At 55.0% G+C, this 26,226-nt stretch carries 23 protein-coding genes; 14 read left to right on the top strand and 9 right to left on the bottom strand.

Going from position 1 to position 26,226, the window contains the following annotated elements; translation table 11 throughout:
* Positions 1-84: 84 nt before the first annotated feature.
* A complete protein-coding gene (locus tag TURPA_RS18370) occupies positions 85-852 on the top strand; it encodes a CDP-alcohol phosphatidyltransferase family protein (protein WP_014804766.1) in 768 nt (255 codons plus the stop codon).
* 2 nt (positions 853-854) lie between these two features.
* Positions 855-1,640: a hypothetical protein gene (locus TURPA_RS18365; protein WP_014804765.1), complete on the top strand. Its 786-nt coding sequence runs from the start codon at positions 855-857 to the stop codon at positions 1,638-1,640.
* 3 nt (positions 1,641-1,643) lie between these two features.
* Here TURPA_RS18365 and fliR read toward each other — a convergent pair whose 3' ends face one another.
* The 4 genes from fliR to TURPA_RS18345 form a co-directional block, all read right to left on the bottom strand.
* Positions 1,644-2,432 (bottom strand): flagellar biosynthetic protein FliR, encoded by a 789-nt coding sequence (gene fliR / locus TURPA_RS18360; RefSeq protein ID WP_014804764.1) that lies wholly within the window; start codon positions 2,430-2,432, stop codon positions 1,644-1,646.
* 26 nt (positions 2,433-2,458) lie between these two features.
* Positions 2,459-2,722, bottom strand: a complete 264-nt coding sequence (gene fliQ / locus TURPA_RS18355; RefSeq protein ID WP_014804763.1) for a flagellar biosynthesis protein FliQ — start codon at positions 2,720-2,722, stop codon at positions 2,459-2,461.
* Positions 2,723-2,814: 92 nt separating this feature from the next.
* Complete coding sequence (rsmI, locus tag TURPA_RS18350) at positions 2,815-3,504, bottom strand: 16S rRNA (cytidine(1402)-2'-O)-methyltransferase (protein WP_014804762.1); 690 nt, start codon at positions 3,502-3,504, stop codon at positions 2,815-2,817.
* Positions 3,504-4,745, bottom strand: a complete 1,242-nt coding sequence (locus TURPA_RS18345) for a putative glycoside hydrolase (protein ID WP_053332241.1) — start codon at positions 4,743-4,745, stop codon at positions 3,504-3,506. The genes rsmI and TURPA_RS18345 overlap by 1 nt, the downstream gene beginning before the upstream one ends.
* Positions 4,746-4,993: 248 nt before the next feature.
* Here TURPA_RS18345 and ubiE point away from each other — a divergent pair, with 248 nt between their 5' ends.
* The 7 genes from ubiE to TURPA_RS18310 all read left to right on the top strand — a co-directional run bounded on the left by ubiE (position 4,994) and on the right by TURPA_RS18310 (position 14,059).
* Positions 4,994-5,728, top strand: a complete 735-nt coding sequence (ubiE, locus tag TURPA_RS18340; protein WP_014804760.1) for a bifunctional demethylmenaquinone methyltransferase/2-methoxy-6-polyprenyl-1,4-benzoquinol methylase UbiE — start codon at positions 4,994-4,996, stop codon at positions 5,726-5,728.
* Between the two features lie 104 nt (positions 5,729-5,832).
* The gene (locus TURPA_RS18335; RefSeq protein ID WP_014804759.1) at positions 5,833-7,224 is read left to right on the top strand and encodes a porin; all 1,392 of its coding nucleotides are present in this window, start codon (positions 5,833-5,835) and stop codon (positions 7,222-7,224) included.
* Positions 7,225-7,329: 105 nt separating this feature from the next.
* Positions 7,330-9,315: an aspartate--tRNA ligase gene (gene aspS / locus TURPA_RS18330; RefSeq protein WP_014804758.1), complete on the top strand. Its 1,986-nt coding sequence runs from the start codon at positions 7,330-7,332 to the stop codon at positions 9,313-9,315.
* Positions 9,312-10,328: a D-glycero-beta-D-manno-heptose-7-phosphate kinase gene (rfaE1, locus tag TURPA_RS18325; protein WP_014804757.1), complete on the top strand. Its 1,017-nt coding sequence runs from the start codon at positions 9,312-9,314 to the stop codon at positions 10,326-10,328. Before aspS ends, rfaE1 begins: the two co-directional genes overlap by 4 nt.
* An 8-nt stretch (positions 10,329-10,336) precedes the next feature.
* Positions 10,337-11,281, top strand: a complete 945-nt coding sequence (locus tag TURPA_RS18320) for an ABC transporter ATP-binding protein (RefSeq protein ID WP_014804756.1) — start codon at positions 10,337-10,339, stop codon at positions 11,279-11,281.
* Positions 11,274-12,338 carry an ABC transporter permease gene (locus TURPA_RS18315; RefSeq protein WP_014804755.1) on the top strand — a complete coding sequence of 355 codons (1,065 nt, stop codon included), beginning with the start codon at positions 11,274-11,276 and terminating at the stop codon, positions 12,336-12,338. The genes TURPA_RS18320 and TURPA_RS18315 overlap by 8 nt, the downstream gene beginning before the upstream one ends.
* A 23-nt stretch (positions 12,339-12,361) precedes the next feature.
* Entirely contained in the window at positions 12,362-14,059 is a 1,698-nt protein-coding gene (locus TURPA_RS18310; RefSeq protein ID WP_157210591.1) for a flagellar assembly protein A, read from the top strand.
* On the opposite strand, the gene TURPA_RS18305 is transcribed toward TURPA_RS18310, so the two are convergent.
* Both TURPA_RS18305 and TURPA_RS22285 read right to left on the bottom strand, forming a co-directional pair.
* Positions 14,013-15,170, bottom strand: coding sequence for a DegT/DnrJ/EryC1/StrS family aminotransferase (locus TURPA_RS18305; protein ID WP_014804753.1), 1,158 nt, complete (start codon positions 15,168-15,170; stop codon positions 14,013-14,015). The genes TURPA_RS18310 and TURPA_RS18305 overlap by 47 nt on opposite strands.
* Positions 15,170-16,345 carry a peptidoglycan DD-metalloendopeptidase family protein gene (locus TURPA_RS22285; RefSeq protein WP_014804752.1) on the bottom strand — a complete coding sequence of 392 codons (1,176 nt, stop codon included), beginning with the start codon at positions 16,343-16,345 and terminating at the stop codon, positions 15,170-15,172. Before TURPA_RS22285 ends, TURPA_RS18305 begins: the two co-directional genes overlap by 1 nt.
* 92 nt (positions 16,346-16,437) lie before the next feature.
* On the opposite strand from TURPA_RS22285, the gene TURPA_RS18295 reads away from it, so the two are divergent.
* The gene (locus tag TURPA_RS18295; protein WP_014804751.1) at positions 16,438-17,472 is read left to right on the top strand and encodes an NAD(P)/FAD-dependent oxidoreductase; all 1,035 of its coding nucleotides are present in this window, start codon (positions 16,438-16,440) and stop codon (positions 17,470-17,472) included.
* Positions 17,473-17,477: 5 nt separating this feature from the next.
* Here the strand turns inward: TURPA_RS18295 and TURPA_RS18290 are convergent, their stop codons facing one another.
* Positions 17,478-20,462 (bottom strand): LA_1737 family protein, encoded by a 2,985-nt coding sequence (locus TURPA_RS18290; RefSeq protein ID WP_014804750.1) that lies wholly within the window; start codon positions 20,460-20,462, stop codon positions 17,478-17,480.
* Positions 20,463-20,592: 130 nt separating this feature from the next.
* On the opposite strand from TURPA_RS18290, the gene TURPA_RS18285 reads away from it, so the two are divergent.
* Genes TURPA_RS18285 through TURPA_RS18270 form a run of 4 tightly spaced genes read left to right on the top strand, consistent with a single transcriptional unit; the run spans position 20,593 to position 23,874 of the window.
* Entirely contained in the window at positions 20,593-21,567 is a 975-nt protein-coding gene (locus TURPA_RS18285; RefSeq protein WP_014804749.1) for a hypothetical protein, read from the top strand.
* A 50-nt stretch (positions 21,568-21,617) separates the two neighbouring features.
* Positions 21,618-22,106 carry a sensor histidine kinase gene (locus TURPA_RS18280; RefSeq protein ID WP_014804748.1) on the top strand — a complete coding sequence of 163 codons (489 nt, stop codon included), beginning with the start codon at positions 21,618-21,620 and terminating at the stop codon, positions 22,104-22,106.
* A complete protein-coding gene (locus TURPA_RS22280; protein ID WP_014804747.1) occupies positions 22,103-23,227 on the top strand; it encodes a C40 family peptidase in 1,125 nt (374 codons plus the stop codon). Before TURPA_RS18280 ends, TURPA_RS22280 begins: the two co-directional genes overlap by 4 nt.
* A gap of 11 nt (positions 23,228-23,238) precedes the next feature.
* Positions 23,239-23,874, top strand: coding sequence for a hypothetical protein (locus TURPA_RS18270; RefSeq protein WP_014804746.1), 636 nt, complete (start codon positions 23,239-23,241; stop codon positions 23,872-23,874).
* On the opposite strand, the gene TURPA_RS18265 is transcribed toward TURPA_RS18270, so the two are convergent.
* Together TURPA_RS18265 and pcnB are read right to left on the bottom strand one after the other, a co-directional pair.
* Positions 23,864-24,571, bottom strand: coding sequence for a L,D-transpeptidase family protein (locus TURPA_RS18265; protein ID WP_014804745.1), 708 nt, complete (start codon positions 24,569-24,571; stop codon positions 23,864-23,866). The two genes, TURPA_RS18270 and TURPA_RS18265, sit on opposite strands and share 11 nt — an antisense overlap.
* Positions 24,546-26,087 (bottom strand): polynucleotide adenylyltransferase PcnB, encoded by a 1,542-nt coding sequence (gene pcnB / locus TURPA_RS18260; RefSeq protein WP_053332239.1) that lies wholly within the window; start codon positions 26,085-26,087, stop codon positions 24,546-24,548. The genes TURPA_RS18265 and pcnB overlap by 26 nt, the downstream gene beginning before the upstream one ends.
* Positions 26,088-26,226 lie beyond the last annotated feature (139 nt).

Genomic DNA, 26,226 nt, shown 5'->3' with positions numbered 1-26,226 from the left:
TAAAACCGTTTATGAAAATGCGGACTGCGGCACTGCAAAATAGGGCTTGCCATACAGAGCGCGAAGTCACCTCTGCGTACAGAAATGTGGCGTGCCATTATACCCAATTCGTTCTCGATGGGTAACCTGACGTTTGGCTTCTTCTCAATGATTATCGCCTCGAAAGCCACTGGCAGCAACGCCGAAAACTTTCACTATTTCATAGCCGCAGGCCTGTGTATCATGCTGGCGGCCGTTTTTGACGGCCTCGATGGCCCCTTGGCACGGCTTTTTAAGTCGCAGAGCCAGTTGGGCGAGCAGCTCGATTCGCTCGCCGACCTGACGACCTTTGGCCTTGCGCCGGGTTTTCTGATGTATAAGATCTACCTCTATGACTTCTCGCTGTCGAAATCTGTGCTCGGCACACCTTGGGATATCCCCATTGGTATGGCGATTGCCGCTGTATTTCCGCTTTGCGCAGCATTTCGCCTCGCGCGGTTTAATGTCGCACATGACCCGGGTTCTTTTGTTGGCTTGCCGTCACCGGTTGCGGGTCTGCTCATTGCCTTTTTACCGCTGTATAACAATAATACAGAATATCTGTCCCGTCCGGTGGCACTCGCGATTTTTTTGAGCGTCGGGTTTCTCATGATCAGTAACATACGCTATACAAAGCCGCAGTCGCAGATTCGGCCAAACTTTACCATACTGCGCGCCATCGGCTTTATTGCAATTGTCGCCTTGCTCATTTATCGCTTCAATCTTTATTACGTCGTTTTTGGGGTAGTGATTCTCTACGTGGCTTCGGGGCTATTCGCTATGGTGATTCACCTGACACAGAAATTACGCTACAGAATCACTTCGGGAGAATAGGCATGAAAATTCACAACATTATTAAAAGCTCAATGCTGCCTCTACTGCTCTTTGCCGCCGCCGGCGTATTGTCAGCTCAGGCTGAAAAGGTGGCACCAGCTGCAGAGGCGCCTGCAGCAGAAAAGGCTACCGTGGCTGAAGCAACCGAAAAGGGCCCTAAAGGCGAAAAAAGCGAAAAAGCTTCGAAAAAGAAAAAGCCGACGGTCATGAAGATAGCTGAAGACGCTGAAGATCCACCGCCGAAAGAAAAAGACGCCGAAACTTACCAGCTCAGCAACAAACGCATGCTCGACGACTATCTCGGGCAAGACCTGCGCCCCTTTGACCGCGGCGAACACATGCTGATTTCAGCTCTCGTCGGCGGCATTGCGGGCAGTGTTGTGGGCGGGTTGGTGGGCTTTTCGATGTTCGACAAGAACGACGAAACGCAGAGCAAGAACTATCTTTACAGCTTTGGCGGTGCGGGCGCAGGTGCGGGCGCGGTTATCGGCCTCGCCGTCACGTTCTTCGAAACCGGCAAGATTGCACAATTCGCGATCGGCAAGTTTCTCATGAAGTACAGTTGGTACGGCGCGATCGGAGGCGGGCTTTTGGGCGCTGGTATTGGCTTTATACCTTATTCTTCGAGCAACGACTACAGCGACATTCTTCGTTATGGCGGTTACGGTGCCGGTATCGGGCTCGTGGCTGGCCTCACGCTGTTCTTCTTCGATCTGCCCGAGCATTTGAAGCTCTATACCTACCGGCAGGCCGACCAGAACATGGTGGCTCTGGCGCTGCGCTTCTGAGATTCAGCGCCAGGCTTTGATCATCGCGTCGAGCATCGACACTGACCTGTCCATCTCGGCGAACATCGTCTGCACGATGAGCGGCGCCAGAATCGCGAGCACCACGAAACCGACGACGATCTTGATCGAGAAGCCGAGAACCAGCATGTTCATTTGCGGTGCCGCCTTTGACATAATGCCGAGCGTCACCGACACAAGCAGCAGGCAACCAATCACCGGCAGCGCGATTTTGAGCGCCGCGATGAACATACCGCCCGAAAGCAAGGCAAAGTATTTAAATAGTTGATTTTGCAGCACGCCCTGCTTGAGAAACGAAAAACCCAGATGCGGAACGCGCTCGACTGAAAACGCGAGCGCCTGCACCAGATACGTGTGTGCGCCGCTGACGAAGAACACGAACAGCGCTACCAGGTTCTTCAAAGTGCCGATTACCGGCATCGACACCTGAGACATCGGGTCTAGAACCTCGCTGATGCCGAAGCCCATCTGCACCGAGAAAAATTCGCCCGCGAGTTGATAGGCAGCAAAAAGAAATTGCATCGCGATACCGATAAAAAGACCAATAACTGCCTGCTCGAGAACTATGAGAATATAAGCGCGTTCGAGATCGCGCACCAATGAATCGGGCATATCGGCGACGGGCGTGATGATCGCCGCTGAAATGAATGCGAGCGCGAAACGCGAAAAAAACGGCAAAGAGTCTCCCGAATAGCCGGGGGCGACCGAAAATAGCGCCAAGAATCTCGCGAATACGAGGGTGAATATCTGAAATTGCGGTCCAAGTATTTCCATCGGGACTTTGGCTCAGATGCCTCTTGTCAGTGTTTGCCGATGATGCGCATCAGCCCCTGCGTATAGTCGGTCATCGTGTGTATCATCCACGAGGCGAAGATCAGCGTTACAAAAAGCACGGCGAGCAGCTTTGGCACAAAAGTCAGCGTCTGCTCTTGTATGCTGGTTGTCGTCTGAATGATGCTGATGATGAGCCCCACGATGAGCGAAACCATCAGTGCCGGCGCGCTGAGTTTAATCGTGAGCCAGATGGCGTCGCGCAGCATCGCAATGACTTCTACGTCGGTCATGCCTGATGAGACATAATATTCTCAGGGCGTCAATCAAATGCGCAAACCGAACAGGCCCGGTTTTTGCCTCTGCGCACATTCGCGCGGCAAAATTATTTGGCCGGTTTGAAGATTAAGGCAAATTCGCCTTGCTTGCCTGCAGCCCAGCTTACGGCCGCCGAAATTGGTCCGAGAAAAAAATCCTCATGCGTCTTCGTCAGCTCACGGCCGATCAACACCTCGGCGCCGGGAAACACGGTGCCGATATCTTGCAGCGTTTTCTCGATGCGGTGCACCGATTCGTAAAGCGCGATCGCACCTTCAAAATCCGCATATTTCGTGAGTTCATTGATGCGCCGGCCGCTCTTGGGCGAAAGAAAACCGAGAAAGAGCAGCGGGTCTACCGAAAATGGCGTGATGCTCACGAGGGCCGTCAGCGCCGACGCGCCCGGTATCGGCACGACGCGCACGCCATTTTCATGGCAGAGCCGCAAAATACGCGCGCCCGGGTCAGACAGGCGGGGAGTTCCCGCGTCAGAAATCAGAGCGCCCTTCTGGCCCTCGTTCAGAAATCGAATGAGACCCTCTGCGCTCTGGGCCTCTTTAAACGGATTGTGTACAAAAAGCCGCGCGCGCGTCGTAATGCCGGTGCGGCGAAAGAGGTCGAGAGCCTTGCGCGTGTCTTCGCAAGCGATAAAGTCGACTGTCTGCAGAATTTCTTTCGCACGCAGGGTGATATCGTCGCTGTTGCCGATCGGTATGGCAACGCTGTAAAGCACACCACCTGAGGTGTGCCCTGCCATCAGTTTTTCGGAGAAACGACGTCGCGTATTTGGTCGCCGCTCTGTGCGGCGTCTTGGCGACCTTTGGGCGCCGGTGCTTTTGCAACCTTGATGTTTTTCTTGCGTTCGGGGGCGCGCTTCTCGTATTCTTGCAGCGCTTTCCAGGTTGCCGAATAATCGTTGCGCGCGTTCCACACGACATAGCCGTCACCCTGGGCATCGTCGACGGCGAAGAACTGCTTGAGCACGTACTGCGGCAGGTCGAGTCCCGATTGTTTGATCTTCATGCCAAAACCCTGAATGTACGGAATAATTCTGGTTTTGGGAATTCGCTCTTTGGAGTTTTCGACGCCTTCTTTCACAGTACCGTACGGGTTGGCAATTTTTTCAGGGTCACCATAGTAGTGCGAGGGATAAACCATCGGATACAGATTGTGCACATGGTCGCCGAAAAGTTCGAGTTTCTGGCCGATATGGTCGTTGCGGTTAATTGTGATGCGGCCGAAGACGTCGGCGCCGAGTTCGACACCGAGTGAGTCAGTGAGTTTGCGCGCCCGCGCCAGAATCGACCCGATCTGGTCGTATTTGAATTTGAGCGGCAGCAGCTGCAGGTCGCGGCGGTCGGCGTAGCGTATGTAGTCGAGCTGAATCTCGCGGTAACCTGATTTAGCCGCGCGCTCAACGCTCTTCAAGACCTTTTCGAGGTGCGCCTGATCAGGATACTTTTGCTTGAGACCCAGGTCGAAAACCACGACGCGGGCAATCGGGTAAATACCATTGGTCTTGAGTAGCGACATTTGTTCTGCGCTGATCGCTTTGCCCTGCGCGTCGATCACCATCGAATTGATGCCGTGCTTGCGGCTCTGAGCGATAAAATGGCGGAGCGACTTCGTATTGACGGCAGTCGCGTTCGTCAGATAGATTGCCTTGAGAAATTCAGGCCTCTTGATTGGAAACTGCGCCCACGACAGCTGGTATTCGCGAAGCTTCTTCAAAAATGCGACGACTGATTTCTTGCCTTTCGCTGCCACACCGGCAGTTGCAGTCTCAACCGGTGCCTTAGTGGCGGTCGGTTGCGGCGGTACATTGGCCAGCGCCACAGTCTGCTCGGTTGCACCCTTGTCTCCCGGGCGCGTGACGACAATTTTATTCTCTGTCGTGTTTTGCGTATTCGCCGAAAGCCGCGTGCAGGTCATGCTGCCATAGAGCGAAACCATCGAGAAGACAAAAAGAAAGGGCAGGGTTTTTAGAGTAGTGTTCATGGGGGTTCTTGAAAGACTCGCTATCTTATAGTATCGGCAAACAAATGCCTGTATTTCCTGAAAAAAATACGGAGACAAGGCGGCAACGGCCTTCGCGAAGATGGCCATCCGTGGCCAGCGAAGACCCTGTACGTCGTGTGCGGGGGCCTTCGCAAAGATCGCCATCCGTGGCCAGCGAAGGCCTTGCACATCGTGTGCCTAGATTCGAATGACGCGGGGATTCTGATTTCTGCTAGGGTTGCGTCGAAGTGGCCAGTCGCGAATTCAGCAAGCAGAACGACAATTCTCCGCGCGAGCGGCGAGAAGTGGTGCGCGGTATGTTTAACCGCATCGCGCCGACCTACGATCTGCTCAACCGGTTGCTCTCGCTCGGCATCGACCGGCGCTGGCGCAAGAAAACGATCGACCTGATGCAGATCGACGGCCATTCGGTGGTGCTCGATCTAGCCTGTGGCACGGGCGACCTGGCGCAAGAGGCGGCCCGTCGGAGCGCGATGGCGATTTTTGCCGTCGACCCCTCAAATGAAATGCTGCTGCGCGCCCGCACGAAACTTAAATACGCCATGTCGCGCACGTACTTCGTTGAGTCTTTTGGTGAAGAGATTCCCCTGCAGTCGGGCCTGTGTTCGCATGCCATGATCGCCTTTGGCATACGCAACGTGCAAGAGCGTCCCAGGGCCTTCGCTGAACTTTTTCGCATTCTTAAACCGGGGGGAGTTCTCGCAGTTCTGGAATTTACGCCGATGGACAAGAAACTCGTGTCGTTCTTATTCAACCTCTATTTTCAGAAGATTCTGCCGTGGATTGGCGGCATGATCAGCCGGGACCGGCAGGCGTATGAGTATCTGCCCGAATCGGTCGCGCGTTTTGTCACCTCGGCCGATCTGCGCCGCGAGGCAGAGCAGGCCGGCTTTCAGCATGTGCAGACCAAGGTGTTTGCCCTCGGTGTGGCCACAGCGCTCATCATGAAGCACCCGGATTAGCCTTTATTAAGATAGATTTGCAATTAGTTAATTAGCAAATTACTGTTTGACGCTTTGTCTCATGACGAATTTATGCCGCAAATCGGAAACGGGAGCGTAACATAATGAGTCTTAAATCAGTTTATTTTCTTGTCGCGGTTGCTTTTTGGGGCAGCCAGACACTATTAGCCCAGGCAAAGGCGCCAGAGGCACGCACTGGCGAAAAGCCTGCAGGTTCGGCGGTAAATCCATCTGAAGCGCAGAAACAGGCAGATGTTATGCCTGTGGCAAAACCAGCCGAAATCAAATCAGCGGCTGCCGGCGCCGAAGCAAAACCAGAAAAGGCTGAGAAGGCCGACAAACTGCCGCTCGGCGTCACCTATGGTGACAAAGGGCTCACCTTTGACACCGGCGACGGCAAGTTTGGCCTCACTATGCAGCACCGTCTGCAGTTTCGTTACGCTTATCCGTTCGATGCCGACCCACGCACACTCACCGACCTCGATGCCGAGGGCCATTCATTTCTCGTGCGCCGGGCGCGTTTTAAGGTCAATGGTTACGCCTATAAAAAATGGCTCAAATACAATATGCAATACGACTGGTCGCAGCCGGTCTTGCGCGACTTTTCTATCGACGTCGCGAGATTCTCATGGGCGACCTTGCGCATCGGCCGTGCAAAGGTTCTCTACAATGACGAGCGCGTGGCGTCATCGGGCCGTCAGCAGTTTGTCAACCGTTCGATCTTGAACGATGTCTTCACAGTAGACCGTCAACAGGGTGTGCAGCTGATCGGCCGGGTTCTCGAAAATACGCCGGCTGACTTCAACTACATGGTGGGTGTATTCTCGGGGCGCGGTGTCGGTGAAAGGCTGAACGACGACGCGAGCATGATGTATGCGGCGCGCCTGCAGTGGAACGCCGTTGGTGACCCCATCGAGTGGAGCCAGAGCGACGACAAGTACACGCAGCGCCTGAATCTGAACATTGCCTTTGGTGCCGCGACAAACAAGAGCAATTGCACGGCATTCGAAACCGATGCGGTGAGCTGCCGCCGCCTGCCTGGGTCGAACTATCCGCCGCCGGCATCGACGCCGGGCGCGCAGGCTGGTATGTTTAAGGTCGATCAGGGTGTGTTTGAAATCCGATCCGTTTACAAGGGCCTCTACTTTAAGCATGAGTCGCACGTTAAGCGGGTGATCGACCAGAGCGTCACGACGAATGCCTGGCCGCGTGATGCTGAGATGTGGGGCGCGCTCGTACAGTTGGGGTATTTTCCGCATGCAGTCATCGATTGGGTTCCCTCAGAACTCGAGGTTGCGGGCCGCGTTGCCTGGGTCGACCCGAACATTGCCGTGAGCGGCAATAACCAGAACGAATATACGGGCATTCTCAACTGGTTCGCCAACAGCCATAACAATAAGATTTCATTCGAAGTGAGCCAGCTGGTGCTGCAGAATCCGGCAGGGGGCAACTCGACGGAGCAGCGCTACCGCAGCCAGTGGGAGTTTTCTTTTTGACCCATACGCGTTTGACGGCACTGCAATCGCTGTCCCGTCAAACGCGCCAACCCGCAAGACATAGCATTGACGCGCTGTCTCTGAAACAGGTTTTTCCTACCATATATGTCATCAGACGTGGCCAAAATGGCCCCTTTACAGGCCTTTTCAGAGCGCAGCGAATGCAATAGTTTAGGCGCGGCAGATAACCAGCGTGACGTGCTCGTCTGCGGCTGGGTCTACCGTTACCGCGACCAGGGCGGTGTGCTCTTTGTCGACCTGCGCGACCGCAGCGGCGTTGTGCAGGTGGTATTCGACCTTGCAATTGATGCCGACCTTTTGAAGCGCGCTGATGCACTGCGCGCAGAAGACGTCATTTCAGTGCGCGGTAAAGTGCGGCTGCGCGACAAGAATGCGATTAACCCCAAACTCAAAACGGGTGAAATCGAAATTCTCGCGACGGGCCTTGAGCTGCTCAGCAAGGCAAAGCCTTCGCCGATTCCACTCGACGAACACGACGACGAGGCATCTGAAGAACTGCGGCTCGAATACCGCTTTCTCGACCTGCGCAGAAAGCCGATGCAAGAGGCGCTGCGCGTGCGCCATGAATTCATTCGCTCGGTACGCAATTTTCTCGACGACAATGGCTTCTGGGAAATTGAAACTCCGATCTTAAACAAATCAACCCCTGAGGGAGCGCGTGACTTTCTGGTGCCGAGCCGGCTCAACGCGGGGGAGTTCTATGCACTGCCGCAGTCGCCGCAGATTTTCAAACAGCTGCTGATGGTTGCTGGCTCTGAGCGCTACTACCAGATTGCGCGCTGTTTTCGCGACGAAGACCTGCGCCGTGACCGGCAGCCCGAATTTACCCAGATCGATATTGAGCTGAGCTTCGTCGACAAAGAGATGATCATGCGCCTTAATCAGAAGATGATTGCGCATGCCTGCAAAGCAGCTTTCGGCATCGAAATCGACCCCGAGCCTCAGCGCATCACTTACCGCGATGCCATGGAGCTCTATGGCAACGACAAACCCGATGTTCGCTTCGACATGAAACTCGTCGAACTCGGCGACTGGGCGCCGATGACCGAGTTTAAGGTCTTTAAGGGCGCTGCCGAAACCGGGCGCCTCAAGGCTCTCTGCGTGCCAGGCGGTGCATCGCTCTCGCGCAAAGACATCGATGACCTCACTCAATGGGTGATGCAAGACTTTAAGGCAAAAGGTCTTGCCTGGGTGAAGGTGACGGAAAATGGTTTGGAGTCTTTGATTACCAAGTTCTTGCCAGACGCGGCGCAGAAAGCTCTGCTCGAACGCACCAATGCCAAAGCCGGAGATATCATTTTCTTCGCGGGCGACCGCGCCGATATCGTCTTCGCGACACTGTCTGCGCTGCGCCTTCGCCTTGCAGAAAAACTCGGCATGATTCCAGACGTCTATAAGGCGCTCTGGGTTGTCGACTTTCCACTCTTCGACCATGACCATGAGACGAATGCGCTCATCAGCGTACACCACCCGTTCACCGCAGCAGTGCCCGAAGACGCACGCATCGTGCTCGAGGCAGCCCAGGCCGAAACGATCTCGCCAGAAATGCATAAGCAGCTGCTGGGTGTGCGCTCAAACGCTTACGACTTTGTTCTCAACGGTGTCGAGATCGGCGGCGGCAGCATTCGTATTCACGATTCAAAAATGCAGCAGGCGATCTTCAGATTGCTGCGCATCACTGACGAAGAGGCGCAGAACCGTTTCGGCTTTCTGTTGAAAGGCCTCGAATTCGGCGCGCCACCGCATGGCGGTATTGCTTTTGGTGTTGACCGGGTGCTGATGCTCGGCCTCAAACGTTTCTCTATCCGCGATGTTATGGCCTTCCCGAAAACGCAGAAAGGGACATGTCTCATGTCGGGCGCGCCATCGTCAGTGGACGATAAGCAATTGCGCGAACTTTACCTGAAGTCAACGGCCCAGGGCCACGGAGGGCCAAAGGCCGCGAGAGCCAAGGACGGCGGCAGCGGCGAGGGCCACGGAGGGCCAAAGGCCGCGAGAGCCAAGGACGGCGGCAGCGGCGAGGGCCACGGAGGGCCAAAGGCCGCAGCGGAGAAAAACAAAACCCCATGACCCTCTCTGCAGCGCGTCTCGAAGAATTGCTGCGCAAAATTCCGCAGAGCCGGGTCTTCGTGCTCGGCGACCTCATGTGGGATGAATACATTCGCGGCGATGTGACGCGCATATCCCCAGAAGCGCCGGTGCCCGTGCTGCTTGGCACCAGCGAAGACAGAACACCGGGCGGCGCAGCGAATGTGCTCAAGAACCTGCGTGATCTCAAATGCAAGATGGGCGTGCTCGGTACCGTCGGGGCCGACGAGAACGGCGTTGCGCTGCAGCATGAACTCGAAAAATGGGGCCTCGGTGACGGGCTACAGCTGATTCGCCTGGCCGACAGGCCGACGACCATCAAGACGCGCTTTATGGCTCGCAACCAGCAGCTGCTGCGTGTCGACCGTGAAAAGGCAACTGCGATTGATGCAGCAACTGAAGAGCAGCTCTTGAAAGCGTTCGATCAGGTGATCGGCGCGTATCAGGCGCTGATTATCAGCGACTACGACAAAGGGTTATTGACGCCGCGGGTCATCGCCGAAGTGATCGCACGCGCGCGAAAGAAAAAAATTTTTGTCGCAGTGGACCCGCAGGTAAAGCATTTCAAACAATATGTCGAATGCGATATCATGACGCCGAACGAAAAAGAGGCCTCAGAGGGCGTGGGTTTACCTTTTCCGCAAAACGATGAGGATATCATTAATATCGCAAAGCAGATTCGCAGCACGCTAAAACTGCCTCATCTGCTGGTGACACGTTCGCAGCGAGGCATGGCATATTTCAACGACCGCGAAGTTGCCTTCTTGCCGACAGTAGCGCGTGAAGTTTTTGATGTTACCGGGGCAGGCGACACGGTCATAACGGTTTACACGGCCGCGATCTGCGCAGGAGCTTCGCACGTCGAAGCTATGGTGCTCTCGAATATGGCTGGCGGTGTCGTTGTCGGTAAACTGGGTACCGCGACCGTCTCTGCCGCAGAACTCAGTGCAGAAATCGCCCGCCCACTGCCACCGCTGCGCATCGAAGCCCTTTAGGTGCACCATTGAAACGGCGCGACGCTAAACCGATCATTCTTTCGCTGCGCGACGTCGACAAGCGGTTTCCACACGTGCATGCGGTCAATAAGGTCAGTCTTGAAATTCGCGAAGGTGAATTTGTGGCGTTGCTCGGCCCGAACGGCGCCGGTAAAACCACGCTACTCGAAATGGTCGAGGGATTGCAGACACCTGATTCGGGTGAGATTGCGATCGCGGGGCTGAACTACAAAAATAATGAGCGCGCGATTCGTTCGATCATGGGTTTGGCGTTTCAAGAGACACGGTTTCCTGAGAAAATTAAAGTCAGTGAAGCGCTGCAGCTGTTCGGTGCGTTCTACGGGGCGAGCAGTGCGCGCGTTTCAGAAGTGCTCGACCTGGTACGTCTCAAAGACAAGAAACATGCGTATGTCAATACGCTCTCGGGAGGCCAGCGGCAGCGTATCGCGCTCGGCATCGCGGTTATACAAAAACCCAAGCTGCTTTTGCTCGATGAACCGAGCACGGGGCTTGATCCGCATGCGCGGCGCGACATCTGGGATATTCTCAAAGAACTGAAGCAGCTGGGCTCAACGCTGTTGCTCACGACGCACTATATGGAAGAGGCTGAAGAACTCTGCGAACGCATCGTGATTATGTTCAAGGGCAGCATTCTTGCCGACGGTGATCTGTCGCATTTGCTCGAGAAGCACGCCGGCCATGAAATTCTCGAATTTCGCCTGCGGCAGCCCAATGCGAAGATACAAGAATCGCTGAAAAAACTCAAGGGTGTCTCGCATGTCAATCTCGACACAGCAGCAGGTATGGGCATCATGCACGTTGACGACTCTGCAAAAATTCTTCCCGGGTTTCTGAAATCGGTTGGCCGCGAAAACCTAAAGGCTTTCGCCGCACGGCCCCTCACGCTTGATGACCTGTTTATCAAAATGACCGGCAGGCACCTCGATGATTAAGCCGCTCTGGCAACTCTACCTGATGCACTTGCGCGAATTTTTTCGCGATTGGGAAATTATTCTCTGGTCGGTGTTGCTGCCGATTGCCATGTCGTGGGTGCTCGGTGTTGCATTCGTCGAACGCAAAGTCACGACGCGGCAGATTGCCGTTGTCGGCGATATTCAGCAAAGCTCAGAGCTGCGCGAGGTGATCAACGAGATTGAGAACCGCAATATATCCAAACCCAAAAAGAATAACGACCACAGCGTTTTTCGTTTTACATTCGCCGACAAAACAAAGGCACTTGAACTCTTGCGCAAAGGCAAGATCGTGCTTTTTATAGAGCTCTCGCCGGTGGGTGCGCTGAATTTTCACCTCGACCCGGCGAATGAGTCTTCTTACCTTTCTTATCTTATTCTGTCGCGCCGCCTCAGCCAGGAGAAAGTCGAGCTGCAGCTGAAAGCGGTGACGACGCGGGGTAACCGATATATCGACTTTCTCATACCGGGGCTGATGGCGCTCGGCATCATGAATTCATGCCTCTGGGGTATCGGTTATGTGCTGATCGAATACCGCATGAAAAAGCTCATGCGGCGCATGATTGCAACCCCGGTGCGAAAAGCAGTCATTCTCATGTCTTTCTTTTTCTCTCGCATGACGATTAACCTCGTCGAGACCCTGCTGCTCTTTGCATTCGGCTATTCCTATTTCGGATTCACCCTGCAGGGCAGCGCGTGGCACCTGGCGATGCTCTTTCTCTCGGGTAACGTCGCTTTCGCCGGCCTTGCATTCTTGCTCGCCTCCAGGGCAGAAAATACCCGCACGGGTAACGGTGTAATCAATGTTTTCTCGATTCCGCTGATGCTGAGTTCTGGTATCTTTTTTAGCTACGCAAATTTTCCCGAGTTGATTCAGCCGCTGCTGCAATATTCGCCGCTCGCGGTACTCGCCGATTCGATGCGCAACGTACTCAATGCCAGCGCCGAATTTTCAGAGCTTGCGCTGCCTCTTTTGATACTCAATGTATTTGGCGTCTTTTGCTTTTCAGTCAGCCTGAAAGTTTTCAGGTGGCATTGACGATGAGCCCACCGGAAAATGAAATGACGCGTAAGCTCATGGAAGAGCTTGAATCGTCGCAGAACGGTAGCTTCGAGCTTCTCGAAGAAAACGGCAAAGCAGTCATAAAAATATTCAATCCGACTGGCAAGGGCAGGCCTGTGCACCCAACCGATCTCATGAACCGCATACGTTCAATGAAGATCGTTCCCGAAAAAACCGTTTCGATTGAGCGGTTGATCAAAAACACCAGCGAAGGGCGAACTCCTGAAGGTGAAGCGCACATCATCGGTGAATGGCCGAAGCTGATTATTCGCAAGAACGCAGTTGCCGAAGTTCAGGTTGATGCCGAGCAGATGACGGCACAACTTTTTATCGAGCCGCCCGAAGGTGGCGGTAAGCCACCGACTGTCGAAGGTCTGCAGCAGCTGCTGAAAGACCACGGTGTCATCAAAGGTGTCATGGCCGATGTGCTCGCAGGCCTGGGTACAAAGCCGGTTTATAATCGGCTGATTACCGTTGCGAAAGGCAAGGCACCGATCGCCGGTGAGAACGGTTATATCAGGCCACTCTTTGAAACATTCAACAAACCCCGCATCGACAAGAAGGCGCAGAAGGTTGATTTCAAAGATGTTAACCTGATCCGCTCGGCGAAGGCCGGCGAAGTGATCGCCGAGAAGGTAGACCCGACGCTGGGTGAGGCCGGTTACGCAGTCAGCGGGCGAATTATGCCCGCCGAGCCCGGGACAATCGCAGAGTTTCAACTCGGCGCCAACGTCGAAATTTCGCCCGATGGCAAGCAACTCATCTCGAAAATCGAGGGCCGCCCGGTGCTCGAGAGTAACGGCAAGATCAGGGTCGATGAGGTCGTCTACCTGAAGAACATCGACTATTCGACCGGCAACGTTGACTTTCCAGGTTCGGTGATTGTTGAGCAATCGGTTGCAGATGGTTTTCGACTCAACGCTTCAGGCAGCATAATCTTGCAGAGCAGTGTTGGCGTCTGCGAAATTACCGCTGGCAAAGACGTGATACTGTCGGCCGGCTTTATGGGGCGCGGCGAGGGCAAGATCACTTCTGGTGGCGACGTCTATGCGCGCTTCGTCGAGCAGGGTACTGTCGTCGCGAAAGGTTCTATCTTCATTTCTGAAGCTTCTCTGCATTCAAGACTCACCGCCGGCGGGGCAGTTGTTGTGAAAGGTGGCAGAGGCGATATCACCGGCGGCGAAGTCTCGGCGGGCAAGTACGTTCAATGCAACAAACTTGGTGGCGCCGGTGAAACCAAAACTGTCGTCGTGGTGGGTGTCGACCCTGAAATTCGCACGGTTATTGACGAAATCGTCGCGGCGATTCGCGAGAAAGAAATCACCCTCGAAAAAATTCGCGTCAGCCTCAACCGGCTTAACGACGCCATGAAAAAGCGCCAGCTTGATGCGAAAGAAGCCGAGACGCGTGAGAAGCTGGTGATGGCGCTCAGAAAATACAAGGCGCTCGTTGATTCAGACCAAAGGCAGCTTGAGACCGCTCAGAATTCATACTCCGCGCACGACCGGGCTTTTGTGCTCGTCGAAGCGCAGCTCTACCCGAACGTCGAGGTCAACTTCGGCAAAGGCATGCTCTACCGCAGTCCGTTGCGCACCGCAGCGGGCCGTCAGGTGATTCATGTCGGCGAAGACAGGCTGGTTTCGGTGTCGCCTACGTTGCCGCGGCATATGCAAGCGATGCTCGAAGAAGCGAAATAACTTCATCCTGCTCGGCGTGGGTTAGCGTCGGGTAGAGCGGCAGAGACAGCGCACCCGCGAAATATTCTGCGTTATGCGGAAAATCCACCTCTTGAAAGCCGTGCAACTTCTTGACGTTGCTGAACTCATATAACGGAATAAAGTGCACCGAATAGCCGATGGATTTTTCCCGAAACGCATCGATCACCGCATCGCGGTCGGCCCGCGCGTTCTTGTCGATTGATATGCAGAAAAGATGCCTCGCATGCTCGCTGGCATTCGTCATGTCGTCGGTGAGCTTCTGCATTCTCACCGGCAGATCGCTCAGCGCCTGTTCGTAGCGCGCGGCGAGTGCAAGCCGTCTTTCATGATTCTGCCTTAATTCGGCGAGCTGTGCCAGGCCAATGCCTGCGTGAATGTCGGTGAGATTCGCCTTGAAGCCGGTCTCGACGATGTCATAGCGCCATGTACCACCGGCGTAGCGGTTCCAGGCGGCGCGCGACATGCCGTGCAGAGACAGTGCCCGAACGCGCTCGATGCTCTCTGCCGCGCAGACAATTGCACCACCTTCTGCAGTCGTCAGATTCTTGGTCGCGTAGAAACTGTAGCAGCTGAAATCCGCATACGCATGCAGGGGTTTGCCCGCATACCTGGTTTCGAGGGCATGCGCGCAGTCAAGAATGAGCGTCAGCTTGTGCCGCTTTGCGAGTGCCTGTAGTTTTTCCATTGGTAAGGCGTTGCCCGCAAAAGGCACCGCAATAATTGCCCGCGTTCGGGCCGTGATCAGCTTTTCAGCGGATTCAAGGCTCATATTCCACGTGTCGCTATCGATGTCAGCGAGGCGCGGTGTCAGGCCATGCAGCTCTGCGGTTTCGAGCGTGGCGATAAAAGTGTTTGAAGGCAGAATGACTTCGTCGCCGGCTTTCAGGTCTGCCGCAGCGAGGGTAATCTGCAGCGCGGCGGTGCACGACGACACGGGAACGACATTCTCGGTTTCGAGAAAGGCCGCAAGCCCTGCCGTGAATTGCTGCACGAGGGGGCCGGTCGTGAGCCAGCCGTTATCAATCGCGCGCTTAAGATAAGGTGAGGCTTTTTCCCAGGTGAGCGGCGCTCGCGAAAACGGAATACGCATCAGGCGTCTTTGTTTTTGACAGCGACCCGTTCAGTCTTTTTCAGGGCAATATGCGGATTCACGTGCTTCGAGGTACTCTTGACTTCAAAGTGCAGGTGCGCGCCGGTTGACGCACCGGTTGAGCCGACAAGCGCGATCTTCTGCCCGCGCCGCACAAATTTGCCTTTCTTGGCGATCAGCTTACTCGCGTGTCCATAAACCGTAAAAAGACCGTTCTTGTGGCGCAGAATAATCATGTTGCCGTAGCTGCCGCCATCGCCTGAAAATACCACGACACCATCAGCCGCCGCGTGAATCGGAGTCTTCATCGAAGCTCCGATGTCGATACCCGAATGGAAGGCCCGGTTCTTGGTAATGGGGTGAATACGCCACCCGAAAGTTGAAGTCAGGCGGTTATTCGCCCTGATTGGCCATGAAAATACTTTCTGTTTCACATAACGTATCTCGGGCAGGGGTGAAGCGCCGGGCAAGAACAGCTCTTTACCCGGCGCGATGGTCACACCTGCGAGGCCATTGGCTTTACGCACGGTTTCTGCCGGTACTTTGTAGCGCTTCGCGATTTCGGTCAGAGATTCGCTGCGTTTGGTTTTGACGAAAATACCCGTGCGGTCGGGTATGCGCAGTGTGTCGCCGGGTTGAATAACCGTTTTTTCTTTAATTTTGTTGGCATTGACTATGGTTGCGACGCTCACGCCATAACGCTGCGCGAGCCGCCAGACAGATTCACCGGGCTTTACCGCGTGCTTTACCACCTGTACTCTTGCCCCGCGTTTGGGTTTCGCTGACGGCTTTTCATGGGGCGCCGGTGCAGTAGGCTCGGTTGCCTGCTCTGTGACCTCGGGCTGCACAGCAGAAGGTGCCAGGCCGCTCTCTTCAGGCACGAGCTCGTCGACGAGGCGCAAATCTTCTTCACCACGCTCAGGGTTGACACGAATTTCTTCAAAATAACGATCGAGTGCAACATCGACGTCTGCGCTCTTTAGCTCCTGATGGTCTGAGTACGAGGTATTGTTGAGCGAAACCGGCATTTCGCGGTCGAGCCGCGTGGTTTTCTGCGAAGTCAGGGGCCGCGCAGAAAGGTGCGAATCATCAGAAAAAAAGATTACGAGCATCAGCACGAGCGACAACCCGGCAATACTCAGCAGCAGTCGATCGAGCACGCGCACTATAAACATTTTCGGCACGAATCGGCCGAACTTTTGCGCAAAAAAATCACCTGGATGTTACACCGGCAGCTCCTGCTTGCCGGTGCATGCGGTTTTCTTGCATGCGTTACGTGTTCATGGTCTACATTCTGGGTGCAGGCATCGCGGGCTTAAGTCTCGCCACAGCGCTGTCGCGCGTCGGCATTCGGTGGTGTATTCTCGAAAAAGAACATGAAATTGGTCTTTATGCGTCGGGTAAGAACGCGGGGATTATTCGCACATACGAAACTGACCCGGTGATTCGCCATTATGCCGAGCAGACACTCGCCATCTATCGTGCCGAAGAGCCCGGCTTTACTGAATGTGGCCTCATTATTAAACCCTGGGATATTGATTATAGTCTGGAAAACGCTGAACGAAGGGCATTTACGCATGGCCGCGATGAAGGCTATCTATTGCCCCAAAATGGCACCCTTTCGGCGAAAGCTGTGCTCGCGAGGCTGCTCGCAGCTGCCAAAGCGGGGGGTGGGGTCAGCTTCGGCTTTGATGCCGATTTGGAAATCCATGAGAGTAGGCTCGTAGCGCTGAAGAACAAGGCGGGCAATGACAATCTTTCGCTGACGCCTGCAGACGCAGTCGTGATTGCGAGCGGCGAGGGCGCCCTGCAGCACGCCGCTGCGCTCAGGCGCCCATTGGGTCTCGTCGCGCACCGTCGCAATCTTTATGAGTATGCCAATGTGACAGGTTACACGGGCCCCGTAGAATGGAATGAAGAAACCAGCTGTTATTTCCGCGCGGATGGCAAGCTGCTGGTCGCAACGGCAGGCGAGCAGATTCCGCACGGGGCCGGTGTCGCTGTCGATAAAGCAGAGGTCGTACCGCAGCACCTCGTAACGCTCGCCAGGGAATATCCACTTCTGGCCGAACGCAATCTCACCGGTTGGCGTACTTGCCTGCGGGTAATGCCGGCAGATAACAGGCCGTATTGCGGCGCCGATACGCAGGTCAAGAATCTCTGGTGGTTTGCGGGTCTCGGCGGCCGCGGCATGTCTCTCGCACCTGCGCTTGCCGCCGAGCTCGCACACCAATTAGCAGGCAATCAACCCACAGGCAATTTTGCCGCACAGCTTTCGCCCGACCGCGCCGAACTTTTTTGAACCTTTTACAGCGGAATACCAAGCAGTCGGTGTTTAACCCCACGCTCGGTTTCGGTGCGTATGTAGACAAAAGTCAAGAGCGCGAGACGCTTGTAGTTATCTTCGGTTTCATAGTGCCACAATAATCCGTAGAGACTGCCATACGAGTCAAAGCGGCGTTCGGGGTACTTGTTATGGTAATACAGCGCGCCGAGCGCGACACCGAGCGTCTGGTCATAAGCTGCGTAGTCGCTGTTTTGGTAGTACAGAAGCCCCAGCACGACAGCCCTGAACAGCCGGTTGCCGTCGGCGCTCGACTGAAAGGTCGCGAGCAAGAAGGGCAGGTGCAAAGCGGTGTCGCCCGCGCTCGTCGAATACCACCACAGCGGCAGCAGGTGGTGGCGCAGGTAGTTCTGCGCATCGATGCGCTTATAACCGGTGACGAGCGCGAGATGCCAGCTGAAAGTTTCGAGATCGCGTTCGTAGCTGTGCAGCACTCCGTAGCCCAGGCGAAATTGTTTGGAGTCTTGCCGGCTTTCGTACCAGACCATCCACACGACTGCATGCCATGAAAAAAGGCCGGCCGTTTTTTCGGTGCGCGTACCCGCGACCAGCGGCACGAGGTCTGTGGTGTGGGTCGCGCTGCGCTCGTAATAATAAATGCCGGCGAATCTTTTTGTCTCGGTAGCCGAGGTGTGCGCATAATAAACGGGAAAAAGCCAGGTGACATGCTCGTCGCCACGTTCATCCGTATGCTTTTGCTGCGATCGGTAGAACGGGAAAAGGTAAAAGTTGGAGTACGTCGCGTCATTGCGGCTCTTTTGGTGATAGATCAGCGGCACGCCGCGGCTCGTCATGCCCGGTGTCGCCGTTCGGTAATACAGCCACGAATAGAAATAATCCCTTTCCCGATCGCCAAACCAGAGATAGAGTGGCGACGCGTGTACACCCTGGTCAAAATGGTTGTCGCGATCTGCATAGTACCGCCAAAAAAGCGCAGCGAATGTCGTGAGCGAGCTGCTTTCAGGCGGTGTATTTTCGCCTGCGGGCCGGCTTTCCCGGTGGTGGTAAACCGGAAAAATGTAGCTTGTCGATTCGCTATCGTTGTCCCGCCGAGCGAAATGCAATAAACCCCAGATGCCGAAATTACCGCTCTCGCTGTAACGGTTGCGGTAAAAGAGCCACGAAACTGTGCGATAAGTTTCACCGCTTGCCTGCGTGTAATGCAAAGGCGAAAAGTGCACCTGCGTTTCGCCCTCGGGCGCCGACCGCCATTTTTTCCAGAAAAGCGGAAAAATTCTATATCCGCCTGATTCGCGGGATTCATAGCGATTATAGACCGGCCACAGAACGGTTTGTTCTGCCGTCTGCGTTTCGCAGTCATATTCGTTCCAGTAGGCGACGATCAGCCATGCGGTTTTGCTGCCCGTGCAGTCTTTGTAGAAACGTTGCTCCGCACCATAAACGGGAAACAGTACCAGATAGCGCGTGTCATCGTCGCGGTAGTGCACGTAGAAGGGTATCACAGTCTGAACACCCTGGTCGTTCTGCGTGTTCCACGTGAGCCAGCTGAGGGGCAGCAATCTGAAGTGGCGGTAATGGTCGGCGCGCTCATAAGCCGATGCGCCGAACAGCATATACCAACCGAAGAAGTTTGTAGAATCGGCGCGGGTGCGCTCACGTTTTGTCAGCAAGCGCGCTTCGCCCTGCGGCGGGGGCTCAATGGGTGGCTTGGTCGCTTTGATTTTGCCTGCCGGTTTGCGCGTTGTTGGTTCGGGAGTCGGCAGTGCAGGCGCGGTCGGTGCCGGGGCGTCACCCAGATGCAGCGTGTGCCGCGACGAAATACGAAACAGGTTGTAGAACCACCCGAGGTTCCAGTCGAGCACGATCTTCTCGCGGCTGAACGCCAACGCTGCGGGGCTGAGCGCCAGTTCTTCTTCAGAGAGCGAGAGCCCGGTCACATTGACGTGCAGGGAATAGTCTTTGGTGCGGTAATTCAGATAGAGCGGAAAAAGCAGCTTGAAATTCTCGGCGTCATCGACCAGCGAAACGTAAACTGGCGAAATACGCGTCGAACTCTTTTGCATGTCGGCCGAATAGAACAGCGGAAAGATAAACCAGCTCGAGCGCTCGGGGCTTTCGGTAACCCAGACGAGCGGAAAAAGGTAAGATGCCGTGCTGTAACCACCATGGCCCGAATAATAATACAGCGGCAACAGATGGCTGAGCGTCTTGTCTGGCCGGCTGCGGTGGCGAAAGAGATACAAGATAATCAGGTCGGTTTCATCGGGCGAGGTGTCATACATGACGAGCGGCAAGAGCGGGGCGCCCCATGACATTTGCCGGGTTTCACCGACTCCGGTGCGGCGGTACCAGAACAGGGGAGTGATCAGCGTGCGCGAAACATCAGCCTCTTTACGATGGTAATACAGCGGCAGCACTGTGCTGTGCGAACTCATTTGCGCCGAATCTTCGCCCCAATAGATCAGCCAGGCAAGTGTCGCGTCGCTGCCGCTTGCATAGGTCTCGCGGGCATAGAGCGGTGAAACAAAGAGCGAAGCCTTTTCGGTCTGCCGCCTCGCATGGTAATAAACCGGCAACAGCAGCGAATAATCGCGCTGCCGGCCTGTGTCGGCGCCCCAATAGTACAGCCAAAGCAGTGAGCGGTCGTTGTCCGTGCCGTCGCGTTCGTGAAAATAGACCGGGCTGAAAAACCGGTAGCGGTTGTCGATTTTGCTGTGCAGCCGGTAATAGAACGGCAGCAGCCTGTCGCTGCGATACCGGGGATAATCGGTATAACCGTAAAGCCAGAGTGCATGGAATGACTCGTGGGCCTCCCATTTCTCTTTTTGCACGAAAAACAGGCGCAGCGGCAGCTTTTCTTCACGTTCTCGGCCATATATTTCGATTTCGCCTTCGTCTAGATCGTCCCACGAGCGAGCATCAGCCGTGGCGGTCAGAAGAAACGCAGCGATAAGTACAAGACGGCCTGTAAGGTTCGAGATCCGCATGATTCGCAGCCGCTACAGCCCCGGCGCCGAGATGCCCTGTCAAGCGGGGGCCGGCCCCGGCAGCGCCCAAAAACGCGCAGCTTTGCTTTACTTTTGACCTGTATTTCCCGACAATGTAATGAGGATATCCATGCGCAAGATAACAACCTTCGTATTTCTGTTGGCTCTCGGCTCTGCCTGGGCAGAGAACGTGGCTGAGAAAGCCAAATACAAACGTGCTGAGGCGCTCGAGCAGATCGTCTATCTCGACGTGCCGCTCAGAAACTTTGGCTCTGAAAAGCCCGAACTCGTCAAAGATTATGACGCAGCCAAGCAGAAGTATTCTGTCGCGCTGAGCTTTTTCTTTGAAGACAACTTTGTCGAATCATACAAACTCTTTCTCGAAGTACAAAACAGCCTCGAGAAGCTCTACGAGCAAATGTCGCTCTTCTACATCGACCGCACCAATACTGTTCTGCAGCAGGCAGTGAAAGAAGCGACTGAAATTGAAATTCGCTACAACCGCAAAGCGCCTTTCGCGACACAAACGATCGGCGACAAACGCGAAGCCGGTGTGCGCATCGGCGCCGATAAAAAACCGGTTGCGCTCGAAAAACGTCTCTACGACCCGCAAGAAATACATTATCTCTACGACAAAAAAGCAATGATCGATAATATCGATTACGGCTTTATGCAGCTGGGGCAGGCGAAGGTCGCGCGCCAAAAAGCGATGGATCTTGAAAAGTGGCTCGAAAAGGGTAAGCCCATGCCACCCACCATGAAGAAGAGCCGCATCGACAGCTACAAGGCGGCGATCAACATGTGCCGCCAGGCGAAAGTCAACGGCATCATGGTCATGCAGCTAAACCGCATTTATGACAACTACGAGCTGCAAACAAAATTCAAAGACAACTATTTCATGAAAGAAAAGAGGCTCGACCCGGTTTTTGATTTTGCAATCCCTGACACATACAAGAAAGACGCAAACGATTCGCGCAATTCGATACATGACCGCGAAGACCGTATTAAGATCAAGGGCGAAGACCCGGCGAAACTGGCGCAAGAAGAGCGAAAAGCCACGAAGTCGGCAGAAGCAGCGCCTGCAAATTCAAACAAGCCGAAATAGTTTTTCGGCTCTCATGACCGGGGCAAGACCCCGGTTGCTTTCTTTTTATCATGAGCGCGATTAAAATCCATTCTGAATTGATTAAGCCATCGGTTCTGGTAGAGATTGCACTGGCGCCTTTCAAGCCGCAGTTCGCCGAAAAGAATATACAGATCGATATTTCGATTCCGTACACGCTGCCGCAGGTGAGCTGCGATGTGGCGAAGACCGCGTGGGTTCTGACGATATTTTTCAGCAACGCGATTCGTTACACGCCCGCCTGGGGTAAGCTGACAATTCGCGCCGAGCGGGTCAAAACGATGTTGCGCATTTCTGTAGAAAACTCAGGCTACGGCGTGCCACTCGAAAGACTGCAGGGCATGTTTGAAAAACCGCAGAATTTCGACGCCCCGGAATACGGCAAGGGACTCGCCCTGTTGCTTGCGCGGGAAATTCTCGAAGCGCAGCAGGGCACTATCGGGGCAACGTCAGAACTCGGTACGCTGACACGTTTTTATCTGCAGATTCCATTGACCGAAATGAGCGAGGTAAACCCATGAAAAATTTCCGATCAGTTAAGTTCTTGAGTGCCTTCGGGGCCATGCTCGTGGCGCATGGTATGGCGGCACAGGTGCCCGAAAATCTGATTCCCGAATTGCTGGCCGACTGTCCCGATCACGTCGCTGAGAAATACGCGGGGCCTTTACCGCGGTATGCGCGCGTCTTGCCAGATAAAAAGGCGGATGTATCACTCACACTCAAGGCGGTCGTACCGCGCGCCTGCCACCTCGAGCTGCAAGACTGGCAGCTGCAGACCGCGCTGCAGCTTGGCCATTTCGGGCAAAGCCAGGGCCTGAAGGCGTCGACAATTTCAGACCTGACCGAAATCATGAGCTGGCAGACGATCGCGAAAGATGTCTATTTGCGGTATGGCCGCGTGTACGAAAAGATGCAGTCGGCAGGTGCAACTCCTGAAGAAACGGGAGAGGTCTTTCTGGAGGCGCAGACAAAGGGGCTTGTGCCCGACCAGGCCGAAGGTTTTGCCCTCATCTACACTGCGAAACGCGCGAAGGGTGACACGCACGCAGCCGCATTTGCAGCTTCTACAGCAGAAATCGCCGTTCTGAAAAAGTTGAGGCCTGCGAAGGCTGTGCAGGCGCATGTGGCTGTGGTCACCGGCGCTGCAGCCAGCCGCTCAGCCGAAGCGCCCGCGGCAGATACAAACGACGCGCTGTGGGACACTCTCGAATCGCAGATCAAGGCAGAGGCTCCGGTGGCTGCCGCGCCGGGCGCGAAAAACAGCTGGAACCTGAATCTGCTCGAAAGTTTCTTCAACGAATGGAAGGGGACACCATACCGCTGGGGCGGTGTGACGCGCAAGGGCATTGACTGTTCTGGCTTTGTCGTGAAGGCAATGCTCTCGCAGTTTCCGTCGAGCAAATTGCCGCGCAGCGCCAACGCACTCGCCGCGATGGGTGTCGAGGTGCCGCGCCAGTCGCTTAAAACCGGCGACCTGGTTTTCTTTACGGCGTCTGAAGCGCCGGGCCGCATTACCCATGTCGGCATTCTGATCAATGGCACTTCGTTCGCGCACGCATCATCGAAGCGGGGAGTCACACTTTCAGACGTCGCAGACAAGTATTACGCCAAACGCTTCGTCACTGCGCGGCGACTTTTTTAACCCAGAGCCGCATGAAAATCGTCGGCGAAAAACTGGTTTTGCCGCGAAACTTTGAATTTTTCAGGCGCCTGCCCGCAAGGTTTGAGATACTGGTCATCGCGAAAGGCGCCGTAAGGCCTGACGCGACTACGTTCGAGATTGAGATAAAGGGCCAGCGCCTCACCCTGCGCTCCAGGGTCGATCTGAAACCCGGTGCACGCTATGAACTCGAAAAACAATCGGTGACAGAATTTCGCATCGCCCGCGAAACCGAAAGCGAACCTGCATACTCAGGGCGCCGAGTCGCCGAGCGCGCTGCCACCGAGGCAGGCGAAGCACGCGAAAATCTGCAGCCGCTGCCCGACGCGGCGGGTCTTGCTGCCGCCGACCTGTGGAAAATACATGCATTCGCCGAAGCCGGCGGCGAGGTAGAGCCACGCGGGCAAAAGTACCGTTTTGATTTAGAGTCAGAAGCGGGTATGAAAGGGCTTTTTATACCCATTTCAAGCGGCGGCTATTCGCTGCTGGTTTCGGGCCCGGCAGCAATTCAGGAAAATATCGAGGCTTTTCAACTTCTGCTCGAAGATCTGCAGATCAGGTCAGTTTCGCGCGTCGATGCCGCCACTTTCGAGCGCATCAGCGATGGTGCCATCGACTTCAGCGGCTGAACTGTTTTATGGCTTGTTCAAGATGCCGGGTGAGCTCGCCATACCAGACCGGGCATTTTTCGCAATGTTTGAATTCTGGTTCTGACCGGATTGTGTCATGCGGAAAAATATAGAGCTGCGTATTTTCTTTACCGGCAAGAAATGACAGCATAAAAACTTCTTCGATGTTGCGATCGCCGATCACCACGCAGCCGTAGCTGATCGCACCGCCGTGCACGTTGATGCCCGTCGATACATGACGTGGGTCGCGGCCTTCAAGCTCGATCATCGCGCGGTCAAATTCATTCGGATGGTCGACGTGCATCGCCAGATGGTATTCGGGGCTCAGGTCAAGACGGTCGATGCCGTAAATGCCCTCGGGTATCTGCAGATCGCCGTAATAAAGCTTTGGGCCCTGGCTGCCGCTCATCGCGGTGAATTTATAGTCTTTTACGAAACGCCACGCGCCATTCGCATCGGGCAGCCAAAGCTCGAGGCGGCGCTCGGCCTTGAAGACTGCCAAACGCACCATTTTCGGGGGATACAAAACGCCAGACGCCTTGATCGCTGCGTCGAGCCTCTTGTAAATTGCCTTGCGGTTTTTTTCGACGAACCGTGCCGGCGTCGAGGCTGAGAGATTCCCGGCAGCAACTGTGAGCGCTGCCAGCAGCAGCCCCAATCTGCGCAGCCGCTTATTCAGCGCCGGTTTGTGGAGCATTGCCGTGGCTTGAACCGCCGCGGTTCGCGCCGCCGCGTCTGCCGCGCCGGCGCCTCGGTTTACCGCCACGCGGTCTTTTCTGGTCATCGCCCACACCTGCGGGTACGCTGTTATCATCGGCGATATCGGCAGGTGAATAATCTTTATCGTCGATCTCGATATTGTTAGCAGCGCTCTTGCGTATCGACTCGGGCAACTTTTGTCTGAGGCCGATTTCCCAGAAGAGGGCGCGCTGCAGGGCGCCTTCGTCGCCATAGGCGCGAGCAACGATCTTATAGACAATGAACGATTCCTGAAAGATTTTGCGTGCCTGAAATTCTTTCACCCAGCCTTTGCGCTCGGTGACTTCACGGCGAAACAGATTCTGTGTCGCAAATATCTGCAACAATGTTTCGAATTCACGCTTGGTGAGCGCCAGATCTTTTTGCAGGGCTTGAAGAGGTTCTTTCAGTTTGCGTTCGAGTGTTTTTTCATGGTCTTTCTGGTTACGCAGAATGATGTTTTGCAGTGCGCCGGCGATGAGCAACGCATAATAGATATTCAGGTTCACATCTTCATGCTCTTGAATCATGCGGTCGGCAATCGCCAGGCGCTGGCCCAGCGGGGTTTCGAGAAATTCTTCATGGCTGAGATCCGTTGCCAGCTCTTCGCCTTCGACGATGTGCGGCATGAGGGTTTCCATGAGGCCGGTGCTGAGCAATGCGCCGAAAATTGTCGCGGCTTGTCCGCTGCGGAAAATTTTGTTGTACTCTTCATGCAGCCGCGAACTGGAAGCCTTGAGCAGCAGGGGTTTATACTTGTTGATTGCCTTCAGCGTCGCGGGGTCGAGGCTTAAGCCCAGAAGCGCCGCAAATTTTACGGCGCGGTACATTCTCACCGGGTCTTCGGGAAAAGAAATTTCAGGGTTGCCGATCACGCGCACCACGCGTTGCTGAATGTCTTCAAAGCCACCCGCATAATCAACGATAGTCTGGTTTTTCACATCGAATATCAGGGCATTGATTGTGAAGTCCCGGCGAGCCGCGTCTTCTTTGAATGTGCCGAACTGGTTATCTCGCTTGAGGTAGAGATCATCTTCGTTCTTCGCCGAAGAGCGGTTCGTGGGCAGGGAGCGTGCCGTTGACACCTCGATAATCTTGCCGCCCTTGAAGACAACGTGCACGAGTCTGAAACGGCGCCCGATGATGCGGCTGTTGGTAAACATGCGCCTCAGCTCTTGCGGGTGCGCGTCGGTCACGATGTCGTAATCTTTCGGCTTGCGGCCGAGCAACAGATCGCGCACAGAACCACCGACGATATACGCGCGGCACCCGCATTGCTGAATGCGCGCCACGACTTTGAGGGCATCTTGATCGAGGTGTTCAAGGCGAATCGAGTGTTGGTCGGGGCCGTATTGCATCGGCTTCGGGTAGCGCAGAATCTGGTCTGCGGTGAGGTGTTTTTTCACCCCTAAGAGTTTTAGAATTTTCTGGAACATCGAAATAGAATCCTTCTCTGACGAGTATTCCGTGAGCACGACGTTCCGGGACTGTAGGTGGCCATTTCAGGGCCAACTCATGCGAAATCCGTCGCTCAGACGGAAAAGTATTGGGGCCGGGGGTGAAAAAGTCAAAATCAGGGGCTTTTCAAGAAAACGAAAAGCGTATGCCAGATCG

Origin of the sequence: Turneriella parva DSM 21527 (assembly GCF_000266885.1) — a bacterium.
In the GTDB taxonomy this organism is placed as follows: Bacteria; Spirochaetota; Leptospiria; order Turneriellales; family Turneriellaceae; genus Turneriella; species Turneriella parva.
The sequence above is the reverse complement of the archived record's forward strand: the minus strand, read 5'-3'. Positions and strand labels throughout refer to the sequence as shown.

Bases quoted from the DNA above. Each gene is read 5' to 3' on its own strand.
- rsmI (WP_014804762.1), bottom strand. From the start codon at position 3,504: ATGGCAGGGCACACCTCAGGTGGTGTGCTTTACAGCGTTGCCATACCG.
- TURPA_RS18310 (WP_157210591.1), top strand. From the start codon at position 12,362: ATGACGCGTAAGCTCATGGAAGAGCTTGAATCGTCGCAGAACGGTAGC.
- TURPA_RS18295 (WP_014804751.1), top strand. From the start codon at position 16,438: ATGCGTTACGTGTTCATGGTCTACATTCTGGGTGCAGGCATCGCGGGC.
- TURPA_RS18285 (WP_014804749.1), top strand. From the start codon at position 20,593: ATGCGCAAGATAACAACCTTCGTATTTCTGTTGGCTCTCGGCTCTGCC.
- TURPA_RS18290 (WP_014804750.1), bottom strand. From the start codon at position 20,462: ATGCGGATCTCGAACCTTACAGGCCGTCTTGTACTTATCGCTGCGTTT.
- TURPA_RS18270 (WP_014804746.1), top strand. From the start codon at position 23,239: ATGAAAATCGTCGGCGAAAAACTGGTTTTGCCGCGAAACTTTGAATTT.
- TURPA_RS18370 (WP_014804766.1), top strand. From the start codon at position 85: ATGTGGCGTGCCATTATACCCAATTCGTTCTCGATGGGTAACCTGACG.
- TURPA_RS18335 (WP_014804759.1), top strand. From the start codon at position 5,833: ATGAGTCTTAAATCAGTTTATTTTCTTGTCGCGGTTGCTTTTTGGGGC.
- TURPA_RS22280 (WP_014804747.1), top strand. From the start codon at position 22,103: ATGAAAAATTTCCGATCAGTTAAGTTCTTGAGTGCCTTCGGGGCCATG.
- aspS (WP_014804758.1), top strand. From the start codon at position 7,330: ATGTCATCAGACGTGGCCAAAATGGCCCCTTTACAGGCCTTTTCAGAG.
- TURPA_RS18365 (WP_014804765.1), top strand. From the start codon at position 855: ATGAAAATTCACAACATTATTAAAAGCTCAATGCTGCCTCTACTGCTC.
- fliQ (WP_014804763.1), bottom strand. From the start codon at position 2,722: ATGACCGACGTAGAAGTCATTGCGATGCTGCGCGACGCCATCTGGCTC.
- TURPA_RS18265 (WP_014804745.1), bottom strand. From the start codon at position 24,571: ATGCTCCACAAACCGGCGCTGAATAAGCGGCTGCGCAGATTGGGGCTG.
- TURPA_RS18280 (WP_014804748.1), top strand. From the start codon at position 21,618: ATGAGCGCGATTAAAATCCATTCTGAATTGATTAAGCCATCGGTTCTG.
- TURPA_RS22285 (WP_014804752.1), bottom strand. From the start codon at position 16,345: ATGTTTATAGTGCGCGTGCTCGATCGACTGCTGCTGAGTATTGCCGGG.
- TURPA_RS18345 (WP_053332241.1), bottom strand. From the start codon at position 4,745: ATGAACACTACTCTAAAAACCCTGCCCTTTCTTTTTGTCTTCTCGATG.
- rfaE1 (WP_014804757.1), top strand. From the start codon at position 9,312: ATGACCCTCTCTGCAGCGCGTCTCGAAGAATTGCTGCGCAAAATTCCG.
- TURPA_RS18305 (WP_014804753.1), bottom strand. From the start codon at position 15,170: ATGCGTATTCCGTTTTCGCGAGCGCCGCTCACCTGGGAAAAAGCCTCA.
- fliR (WP_014804764.1), bottom strand. From the start codon at position 2,432: ATGGAAATACTTGGACCGCAATTTCAGATATTCACCCTCGTATTCGCG.
- TURPA_RS18315 (WP_014804755.1), top strand. From the start codon at position 11,274: ATGATTAAGCCGCTCTGGCAACTCTACCTGATGCACTTGCGCGAATTT.